Here is an 11,237-nt window from a genome sequence, read left to right as displayed (position 1 = left end):
CATTCATTTAGCTGAACTATGAATCCTAAAAATAACAAGTAAAGGGTTTAATTTTAAAAGAATTTTTAAAGTGATTTTATCTTCTCCCAGAGTGATAAATTATTAACGGGATTTGATCTTACTGAGCTCTTTGATGCCTCCCTCATTACCGGGGTTGATCAGGATGGAACGTTCATAGAGGGCGATGGCCTCTTTTTTTTTACCCGCTTTATTCAGCGCTTCACCATAACTATCATATGTATTGAAGCTACGCGGGAATAACAGGCAATTGAGTTTGAAAATTTCCAGTGCGGCATCAATGCGGTAATAATCGTACAGCTGCTCATACCCTGCCTTGTTCATTTCCAGCTCACTCAGGTAGTAATGCGCGGTATCTGTTTGTAATAGCGTTAATTGTGTAGCAGCAGCATCTGTACCTTCTTTTATCAGGGTCGTAACGTATATCCTTGCCAGTGATTTTTTATAATCTCTTGTTATTGGTTCCTGGTCATTCATGATCCGCTGTGCGTTCGTGACAACAGCACCAAATGAAGGAGCGGCAGTATTGTCAAAAGCAATGATGGTTTGGTTGTTATCAAGATTATGATAGTAGAAGGTAGCCAGGCCAAATTTGAAACCACCATGCCCTACACCTTTTCCATACGCAGGTTGGTCAAATAATTCCCAGCCCAAACCATAAGAACCTTCACCTTCACCCTCCATGGTATCCATTACTTTTTCTGTATGATAAGTGCCATTGTTCAACTTTACAGGAGTGATTGCAAGTTGAACAGTAGCGGGTTTAAGCAATTTGAAACCAAAGAATGCCTTGTCGAATAATAACATGTCCTGTACGGTAGTGATGATGTTAGATGCGCCGGTGGCCGCATCGTTGTTATAGTCCGTATACCGGTATCTTTTCAGATCTCTTACACGTGATAAAGTGTCAATAGCAAAGCTTTCATAAACATGCTTACTCACCTGTGCGGGGAATTTGTTACCGGTAGGATCATAAAGGAAGCTTGCATACATATGGGCTGGTCTGAATATGTGATCCTGCAAATATTCCTCAAATGATTGCTGGCTGATTTTTTCTACCAGCAGACTTAATAATACAAACCCATTATTGCAATAGCGAAATTCATCACCGGGTTTGAAAGCAGGGATACAATGTGATGCTATCAACTGACCGATCAGAATATGGCTGGATACAATGGTGTCAGGATATTGCCTGATTAGTGGTTCAAACAATTCCAGATCAGGTAAGCCGGAAGTATGAGAGAGCAGGTGTTTGATGGTAATGTCAGGAAAAGGAAATTCAGGGAAGTATTGCTGGAAAGGATCATCCAGCTTTAACTTCCCTTTTTCCATCAGCTGTAGAATGGCGGTAGCTGTAAATGTTTTTGAGATAGAAGCCAGGTTATATGGTGTCTCAATATTATTGGGTGTACGTGATGGGAAATCAGCATAGCCGTAGGAAAGACGATGCACAACTTTCCCGTTTTTAGCCATCAGTATATTACCGTTAAGTAGCTGGAAATCCTGCGCACACAATGATAAGCAGGAAAATAGAAAAGCTGTTATTAAGATGAATTTCATGTCGGTGCAATTTTGATAAGGCAATATTAGGCTAGCCCGGTTGCACCAAATTTTAAATGTGATTAAACCATTTGATTATGGGATAAAAAAAAGAGGCTGCTCATTGTATTGAGACAGCCTCCGGGTAAAAGGAAAAGGGATAAAACAGGATGCAGGCCGGTTTATTCTTTAGGTGTTTGTGTATTATTTTTTTCACCTAATTGTTCCAGCAGCTTCAGACCCAGCAGTCCGCTAATAGGACCGTTACTGCCATCGCCACCACCACCGATCAGGATGTCAGGCATAATCTTGATATGCTGTTCACCGATCGCTTCCATCACTTTCAATTGAGTGAAGTTATTTCCACCCATTGCTTCAACCGCCAGCTTATAGGATTCAGCACTTGATTTACCAATTGCCAGAATCTTTTCCGCTTCCGCATTACCTGTTAAGGATATTTTTTCAGCTTCAGCTCTTGCTGTTAATTCAGTTCTTTCGGCTTCCGCTTTTGCCAGTACTCTTACTTTTTCTGCTTCACCACTTGCCAGCAGTTTCATACGATCCGCTTCTGCGTTGGCTTGCAGGCGTACACTGTTTGCATCACCAGTCGCTTTCTTCACAGATGCATCCGCAATTCTTTCCGCAATCAATACACCCTGGTCTGCCTTCACGATATCTTTCTGAATCTCTGCAATCGCCGTTTCTTTTTCCAGTGCCTGCCTGGTTTCCTGCGCACGCATCTGCGTATCGTAGGTGACCTTTTGTTCTTCTGCGATCTTACGATCAGTCAGTGTTTTCATCAGGCTTTCAGGAGGTACGATATCACCGATCAGTGTATCTACACCAAATACGTTGTATTGTTCCAGTACACGACCGATATGCATTTTTGCAGATTCCTGTCTTTCCTTACGGCTCTTCAGGAAGTCGATCACTTCAGCATCCTGCGCGGAGTTACGGAAGTAGTTACCGATAGTAGGTTCCAGTACCTGTGTAACGAGGTTGCTCATGTTACCAAAGCGTGCAATCACCTTTGGTGCTTCAGAAGCAGGAATGTGAATGATCTGCGCCACGTCGAGGTTGAAAGTAAAACCATCCTTACTGCGCACGGTAATAGTAGAGAGGTTTTTATCCAGCTGGTGGGCTTCACTGCGGGCACTTGCCCAGTTCAGCACCAGGTTGGTAGTAGGCACGTATTCCACCTTCATAATGTAAGTATTGATAGGATACTTACCGGGGCCTAAGGGTTCAGCCCACACACCTTTGTAGTTTTTACCTACGATGTTGCCATGTTTGAAATCGGTACCACTCAGGTCTTCACCTTCATTACCAACATAAGAGATTACAACACCCACATGGCTGATAGGAATTTCAGTCATGGTACGCATCTCTACTTTGGCAAACCACGGGTTCATAAAGTATGAACCGGAGAGGATCACCTGTTCCTGTAAACCTTTGTAGCCGCCTTTTTCAAGGAAAGCATCGGCATCCTGGAAGTTCCTGTGACCTTCGATGATCTTACCTGCGATCTGTCCGTTTTCAATCGCCTTACCTTCCATCGTAGTGACAATACCCACCGCATTGTCAGGTACATTCACCATGTCGGTGATTTCGATCTCAAAGATATAGGTGTTGACACGATAGGAACCGGGTGTCATAATCGCCGTTTGACGACCTTTCTGACCACCATTTTTCAGGAATGCTTCGGCATTCTGGAATGCATCACAATCTACACGGCGTGCAAGGATAGCACCGGGTTGCAGTTCAGCACCATCCCGTGCTAATACCAGACCGATTTTACCGGTAGGGATCACAGTAAAGGACTGGAACTTAACATCGTATTGCCAGAACCACATCCAGAAATAAACACCAGGGGCCAGGGTTTGGGCCTGAAAACCAGCTTCTCCTTCAGTGGCCAGGATACGGCCTGCGGGGAGTTCCTGTTTACCCATCAGTACATACTTTTTGGTGACGAGACCAATCTTATCTTCGGGTACAATCACAAGGCCAAAGAATACGCGGAGAATGAAACGGTACATTATAAGGCATAGTACGGGGATGCCAAGCAGCATCAGCCACCTGATTACATCAGTTGTTTGCATAAAAGTTGTTGGTTTATTTATTTGTTTATAAGAAAAAGGAATTCATGCCAGGTAGGTCCCTATACCTGTACATTTTTTGCGCGTACGCAGTCGTAATTTGTTGTTGAAAAAACCGGATTAAAATACTGGTGGGGAAGTATTGAAGATCGTGTTGATAAAGTAGTGCAGATTACGAAAGGTGCAATTTGCGGGCTTATTGTACATTGTAAATATTATTACCATACAAAGATTATAACTATTTTTTGAATTCCAAAAAGTTTTAACAAATCGTAGAGGATTGCAAAATATTGGGAAATAGGTTTTTAGGAAATACCGGCTGAAAATTGCGAGGAGTGGATAAAAAAATATATGATTTTTGACCTTGAGATGGCTCAAAAACATATCAGTACCTCCAAAAAATACGTTATTTTTAAAGTAACCACCGGGAAAAATATTTTTTGAACAGTGGTATAATTTATATCCTGACCTATGAAACCTTACATGTTCGTAATGCCTGTGTGTATGGCTTTTGCCTGCAAACAGCCGTCTTATTTGCCGGAAGGCAGAAAAATCCCTTTAGGAGATAGTATAGGTGTCATTACCATCCAGCTGCCATCGCAGTATGATACAGCATTCTCATTTGTACAGTATGAGATGGGTAAGGACTATCTCATGTACCGTTATCAGCCCAGAATATTACCGTTGAACAACAGTGACCGCCTTACTGTATACTTATCTGTCGACAAGATTTACGATACTGCAGCAGTTATTCAACAGTTATTTTCCAGGCATGAACAACTACTTATTGATACCATTATGGATATCAATGGAAATCAATTCCATATTTATGGAAGCAATTTCCAGCAGGACTCTTTCTATCTGCAAACGGTGGAGGCCTCAACGCTTAGAAAAGGACGTACGCTTACACTCTTATTTGAAAAACGTTCCCCCGATGCCGATACTTCCTTTATAGAAAGCTCCAGAAATGCCCTGCTGGCAATGCGTATTGATTAAAGTTTTTGATAGGCAACGTGCCAATTCACTGGCAGTAGCCTATCGGATATATTAAACTGTTGGGCAAGGATTAAAAGTAGGCAAATTCAACGTCATCACTGCGTGATCCAGTTCTGCCCGCATCTGGGCGATGTATTCGTTGCTTTCCTTCTTAAATTGCTCCGCCAGTTGTTTATAATATTCTATACCACTCAGCAGGTTCTTCTTGAATGTTTGTAAAGATTTTGCCTGCTGTGCTGTCAGTGAACTGCTGGTGGCTAATTTCTTTTTGAAATAATCCATGTACAGGTGCAGTTCATTGATGAACATATTCGGACGGTAAAGTTTATTCAGAATGTTTACCCTGCCGTAAATATGATTCACCATTTCTGCCAGGGAGAACGTACCTGAGAAATAAGCCAGGTTTGGACCCGGACAGATAGTTACTGCTGACAGGTTGTGGTTTAACGGCAATTCATTATTGATCAGCACAGAAGTCGTCAACCCTTCGCAAAGACAGTCTTTTACCACTATCTTTTCAAATGCTTCCCTGTATTCTTCACCACTCAGGTTCTTTGCTTCCAGTTCTTTTAGCTTCAGGTTTTGATATTCTCTGGATGCCGTACAGATAGGTGCTTTGGTAAACTGCGTATCTGTTACCAGGAATTTTTTATAGCAGGGGCTACCCGGTCTGTTTTTCTCAATTCTCATTTCACGCTGTCTTTCAGAAGAAGTATTGCGCAGATTATTGAAAGGTACACCCAGTGGAGAAGCATCACTTACATAATAATCTTCCTTTTTGGCAGTAGCCAGTTGCTGAAGCGTTTCATCGTCTACGTTAGTCGCTTCCGGTACCAGCAGGAATGGGCTTCCCCAACCTGTAGCATCCATCGCATAATATTCTAAAAGGAAGTCCTGTTCATGCGCAGTTCCGATACCACCCTGTACAGTGATCAGTTGAGGTGGCTGTACCGGATAGTGTTTAGTAGCGCTGCACAAAGCAAATAACTCAGCAGCGAGATCTGCTCTCTTATTCCTGAATTCTTCCAGGATAGGACCCAGCAGCAGACCTTCTGTAGCAAAAGCATGTCCGCCACAGTTCAGACCGGACTCAATTCTGAATTCAGAGATCCAAACTCCTTTTTTAGCAAACAGTTTACCTTGTATCAGTGCAGAACGGAAATCGCTCACTTTCAGAATGATCTTTTTCTTCAGTTTACCATTTTCATCAGGCAGGAAATCAGGCAGCTGCTCTACGTAATTGTACAGGCGTGGATTATAACCAGCTGATAATACAACAGAACTGCTCAGTTTACTATCCGCAAAACCCCTCAATGCAGCAATGGCATCAGAGTATTTCTCCGGCAGCAGGTCGCCGTTCTTATCATAGCGTAAATTATCCACCTTACACATGATGTTCACATCAATAGCACCTGCTACCAGCTGGCTACGCAGGTAATCCTGGTCTACAGGTTCCCCATCCAGCATTTTCAGGTAGAGTTGTTTTACAGGAACATCGTCGGGAAGTAATTCGAAATATTTACTCAGTTCGTTATCTTCAAAGAAAGGCAATTCGCGTAAAGTGGTCATCTGGCGTTCCACCATTTCGTGGATCAGGTCCAGGTAACCTGTAATTCTTCTGGCTCTATGATCTTCTGCGCGCTCGCTGATAGGTTCGTAAGGTTTGTCTAAAAGTTTAGAATAATGTGCCCGCATACTCTCTATCACAACATCGTCGGTGATCGATATGACTGACGAGATCCCGAATCTCGCCACTTTGGCTGGTGTGTCGATGGTATACCCCAGGCCGAGAACTGGGATATGGAAGTGGTGCAACGTCGTAGTGTTCATAAGGTAAAGTTCACCAGATATTTTTGCCAGATAACTGACGGTGAGCAGTTCCCTGACTGATGTCGCTCAGATGTTTTTACTGATTTGAATTTGCTTTTTTGGTGTTGCAACTTGGATTTTCTTACTATTGACCACCTCCCCAAATGATTCGTTGTACTTATCACTTACTGGCAGGGGCCTTTTGCCGGCCCAACATCGGGCTTCGCCTGTTCAAAAAGGGAGATAACCCGCAGATAACCCGCCAATAACCCGCCTATAAGCCGTAGATAACCCGCATCTTTAAAGAGGCGGGTTATCTACGGCTTATATACGGATCATTCCGGGCTCAACTCTATTTTTGAGGCATCACCAGCCTTAAGTGCCAGCCGGGATGATCTATTTCCCCAAAATCAGCTTAATCCATTGTGAATCAATTCAATTAAAAATATTACACGACTCATTTGCGGGTAGCCCCCTGCATTTTACGAATGAATACAGATTGAAGGATCAGGGCAATCACGTAGAGAATGAGCAGGGCCATGAGCGTTTTGGCAATAGCCGGAGAACTGATGTCTGTAGCCAGCGGATGCCCCAGTGGCAGACGGGTCAGCGTTTCGTTCACCGCAGGGATCAGCGACAACAATAAAGTAGTGGTCATAAGGAAATTCTGTACATACTTCGTCCATGCTTTTGCGGAGCGAGTAAGTAGATAGGCAATCCCTAAGAAAACCAGGATCATGATCGCCAAGGCATGACCCGGATTAAAACCACCTGCTTTGGAAAGGCCAAAAGCCGTAAAACAGGCAAGAACCGTGAGGATGGAATAATAATTCCCTGTAGTGGTGCCGGGTTGAATTTTGCCGGATTGAACAAAGGCTGCCATTGCAAAAAGGATAGCGACAATCGCAATAATGGTATGGATAGTACCGAGTACGGATAAAGAGATCATATTGTTTGTTGTTTTAGTGATACAAATCTCGAAAGAAGAGGGAAGGAAAATTTTAACCCGGGTTAAAATCGGGAAGCAAATACGGGAGAGCAGGATCCTGCGGCTGATAGGAGATGGCCGGGTGGTAATGGTGACATTTGCGCTTAAGTTGGGTGGCACTGCCTAAACCTAAAACAGGAAGCAATTCTCCCAGGTGGGGAATTGCTTCCTGTTTATGATCTGATCTATTTACTAAATTTAATTATAATTCAAGCCACCACATCAGGCCACCTATATTATCCCCCCACACAGTTTTGATCTTTTCTCTCATTTCCAAGGTCTTCATCTCCTTCCCTTTCTTAGGCGTTACCATACTCGTTGCCGGTACTGAAGTCAGATCTATACTCGTTGCAAACCAGGTGACGTTATCATGAGGCAGCGCTACACCCAGGATCATTCCTGGCAATCCTGTAAAGGATTCCGGTCCTCCGGATACATGGATCTGGTCTGTGTAAAATGCAACCACATATATAGAATCCATAATAATCGCATTTGCTCTCCGGCACTGATAGCCGGCTATTTCCCTGGTCTCACTCGTAATCTTCCATTGGATCACCCGTGCCGTATCCCTGATGAGCAGTTTGTCTCCATACACCTCTTTCTGACAGGTAGATAAACCTGTACCCAGATCTGTATAGATCGTATTTGCCTGATAGATCCCGATGGAGCCTGACATAAAATCCTGTGCCCCGGCATCAGGCAAGGGTGTGAACAAAGTATGGTTCCCGGAAAAGAGCAATTTGGAATAGAGCCTTTTGAACTGGGGATTGGCGTTTTTGTATGACTCGTATAATTGTTTGGAAAAACCTTCATTGGGTCTTTCTTTCAGGCGCTTATTGATATATGCATGCACATTCAGCGTTTTTTCAAACGTGATCGTACCGCTGGATGGAAAGCGCTGTTGCGCCATCAATGGATGTACGCCCAACAGACATACAGCAATCAGTATATAGAGCGTTCTCATGATTTAGGTTTTGCACCACCCATCTTGTTGAAATCCCAGGTGATGGTGAGCGTATAATATCTTTTGATGGTGGTATAGGTATTCTGCGTGATCAGGCTCCCAGATACATTCCTGTTAAACCCGGTGTTCTGGTTCAGCAGGTCATTCACCGTCATCGCAACTCTCAGCTGTTTCTCCTTCAGGAATTTCCTGCCTATTTCCATATTCCAGAGTGTTCTTTTCAGATCTGTATTGAACGATTTGGTTTTTGGCGTATACCTGAAGCTTACGTTGGAATAGAACTCGAAATCGGCGGGGAGGAATACCCGGGTCTCACCACCAATATTGTAGCCCAAACCATTGCTATTCATGTTTGGCAGCAGTGAGGATTTTTGAATGTCATAGGTCGGCTCGAAGTTTAACTCAGCGTATCCTTTCTTTTTCCCATTTTTTCTGAGTGAGAACTGTGGTGAAATAGAATAAGATGTAGACTTATTCAGGATGCTATTCACCATGTTGTAAGACACATTTGTATTTCCGTTCATTGATGTGGATAAGTGCAGACCCCACCATTTCAATTTGAAATCGTACGTTGCCCAGATACCGCCATTGTAGCCATCCTTGTTGATATTTGCATATTGATAGGTGCTGGCACCAACAGAATCTGTGCTTGCATTCGAAACGATTGCATTGTGTCTTAGGGAGAAGTTCGCATTCAGGTAAAAGTATTGCTCCGTGATCGCCTTATAGGAATTGTAATTCCAATAGATATCCTCACTATAAGAAGGTTTCAGATCAGGGTTACCCAGGTGTACATTCAGCGGGTCCGTGTTAATCCTGACAGGTTGTAATTGCGTCACATTAGGCAATTGCGTTCTCCTGTTCATATAGAGGCTCATGGACCTTGACTGGCTAAAATTGTAGGTAAAGTTGATCTGTGGATTATAGTTGACAAAGTTCCGCCTGAAGATCGTATTGTCGTAATGGTTTAGCTGTTCAAATGATACGTTAGACACTTTAGTGCCACCATTGAAACGGAATTTGGCCGTCTTGTAAAGGAACATAACGCCTGCCTGGTTGGAGAAATTGTCTATCTTAAAATCGTTGCTGTACAGGCTATCCAACACATTATACTTTTCATCCGCCGATTTTTTGTAGGTGTTCAGATTGCTGTTAGCATTCGTCATGACGAAGTCGTAAGAGAACGAAAGTGATGCTTTTTCTGACAATGGTTCGTTGAACGTAGCATTGGCAGTCAGGGTATTGTTGTCACTATGTTGTACCCTGTTCTGATCGTTGATCACACTACTATCCTGTTCTCCTTTTGTATTATAATAATTGATGTCAGATTTCAATAGCTCATTACCTGTGCTGCTGGAATGACTTTCACTGATACCCATGGTGAATTTGCGGCCTTTCTTTTTCAATGTTTTATTGAATAAGAGCCCGGCATCAAAAGTATTTTCATCAGTTTTAGAATGAATGGCTCTGTTGTTGGTATTGAGTAAGGTACTATCCTGGCGAAGGCTGGTAGTACTATACTCGTTGTCTACAGAGCTATGCCTGATGCCACCAGCGGCATTGACAATGAGGCTGCTGCTTGTATCCAGTTTATACTCAAAGCGGCCATTTCCTTTTTGGCGGAAGAGGTAATTATGGAATGCCTGGTTTGAGTTGGTATTAATATAGGAAGAAGGCAGCGTGTTCTGTGTCAGTACATTTTTGTTGCCATCTACAGCCAGGGTACCTATTCTATAATTGACGTTGACGGTGGCTTTGTCGTTGTTGAACTTATTGTCGTAGTGCAGACCACCGTTTCTTGCGGTGGGTAGGCCTTCGCCATAGTATTCGCCGTTGTAGCTTTCCAGTTCATCGTTGCCGGAACCGGTAATGCGGATGCTGCCATCGTCACCAAAATTGAAGTTGAAATTACTCATACCGTACTTGCTGTTGTCTCCCCAGTCCATGCCCAGGTGTCCGGTATTGTCAAGGATGCCGAAAGCTGAGAACCTTTCTTTGCCTTTGAATGCATTGAACATCATTTTGCCGGTGTAGAACTTGTCAGTACCAGCAGAGGCCTCGACCTTGCCAAAGTATCCGTTTTTCTTGTCTTCCTTGAGTTTGATGTTGAGTGTCTTTTCTTTTTTCCCATCATCAATACCTGTAAAGTTGGCCTGGTCACTGGTACGATCGTAGAGCTGTACCTTGTCTACCATGTCGGCACGGATGTTTTTAGTGACGAGTGTTGGGTCGTCACCAAAGAATTCTTCACCATCCACGAGCACCTTGTTCACGGTTTTTCCCTGGGCAGTGATCTTGCCGTCTTTGTCTACTTCAATGCCGGGAAACTGCCGGAGCAGGTCTTCTACCTTTGCATTGGGTTCTACATGAAATGCCGTGGCGTCATACTCGGTTGTATCGCCTTTGATCTTCATTTCCGCTTTCTTGCCCTGGATCAGTACTTCCGTTAATAGCCGCGATTTGAGGAGCATATTAATGCCCCGGAAATCGTAGACTGGTTTGGTGGAGTCCAGGCTGAATCCTGCGGTGTAGTCGGCATATCCCGGGTAGGATATGAGCAGAATATAGTTGCCACCTTCTTTAAGTGGCACAGAAAAATTGTGACTGGAAGTATTCCAGATGAACTTACAAAGGGTGGAATCCTTTGCTGTGAGTACGCTAATCGTGGCATCAGTAATCTTTATTCCGGCAGCTGAATCAGTCAAACTTCCTTTTACGGCATACGGCTGCTGGGCATATAGGTAACATGAGCACAAACAAAAAAAGAGGAGTATAGGTCCTGCTTTCATCAGTAAATTTTTGATGCATGGGTTAAATCCGTCGACAC

General features: G+C 43.5%; 7 protein-coding genes. 1 reads left to right on the top strand and 6 read right to left on the bottom strand.

Going from position 1 to position 11,237, the window contains the following annotated elements:
- Positions 1-102: 102 nt before the first annotated feature.
- Positions 103-1,578, bottom strand: a complete 1,476-nt coding sequence (locus U0033_RS19555) for a serine hydrolase domain-containing protein (protein ID WP_083571842.1) — start codon at positions 1,576-1,578, stop codon at positions 103-105.
- Positions 1,579-1,739: 161 nt separating this feature from the next.
- A complete protein-coding gene (locus U0033_RS19550; protein ID WP_072365079.1) occupies positions 1,740-3,656 on the bottom strand; it encodes an SPFH domain-containing protein in 1,917 nt (638 codons plus the stop codon).
- A 468-nt stretch (positions 3,657-4,124) separates the two neighbouring features.
- Between U0033_RS19550 and U0033_RS19545 the strand changes: the two genes are divergently transcribed.
- Positions 4,125-4,649: a hypothetical protein gene (locus U0033_RS19545; RefSeq protein WP_072365081.1), complete on the top strand. Its 525-nt coding sequence runs from the start codon at positions 4,125-4,127 to the stop codon at positions 4,647-4,649.
- 51 nt (positions 4,650-4,700) lie between these two features.
- Here U0033_RS19545 and U0033_RS19540 read toward each other — a convergent pair whose 3' ends face one another.
- The 4 genes from U0033_RS19540 to U0033_RS19525 all read right to left on the bottom strand — a co-directional run bounded on the left by U0033_RS19540 (position 4,701) and on the right by U0033_RS19525 (position 11,115).
- Entirely contained in the window at positions 4,701-6,479 is a 1,779-nt protein-coding gene (locus tag U0033_RS19540; protein ID WP_072365083.1) for a hypothetical protein, read from the bottom strand.
- Between the two features lie 436 nt (positions 6,480-6,915).
- A complete protein-coding gene (locus U0033_RS19535; protein ID WP_245801860.1) occupies positions 6,916-7,407 on the bottom strand; it encodes a hypothetical protein in 492 nt (163 codons plus the stop codon).
- Between the two features lie 241 nt (positions 7,408-7,648).
- Positions 7,649-8,410: a GLPGLI family protein gene (locus U0033_RS19530; RefSeq protein ID WP_072365085.1), complete on the bottom strand. Its 762-nt coding sequence runs from the start codon at positions 8,408-8,410 to the stop codon at positions 7,649-7,651.
- Positions 8,407-11,115, bottom strand: a complete 2,709-nt coding sequence (locus U0033_RS19525) for an outer membrane beta-barrel protein (RefSeq protein ID WP_177318719.1) — start codon at positions 11,113-11,115, stop codon at positions 8,407-8,409. Before U0033_RS19525 ends, U0033_RS19530 begins: the two co-directional genes overlap by 4 nt.
- Positions 11,116-11,237 lie beyond the last annotated feature (122 nt).

The sequence above is a fragment of the Chitinophaga sancti genome, from assembly GCF_034424315.1.
GTDB lineage: Bacteria > Bacteroidota > Bacteroidia > Chitinophagales > Chitinophagaceae > Chitinophaga > Chitinophaga sancti.
This window is presented reverse-complemented; position numbering and strand designations above follow the sequence as displayed.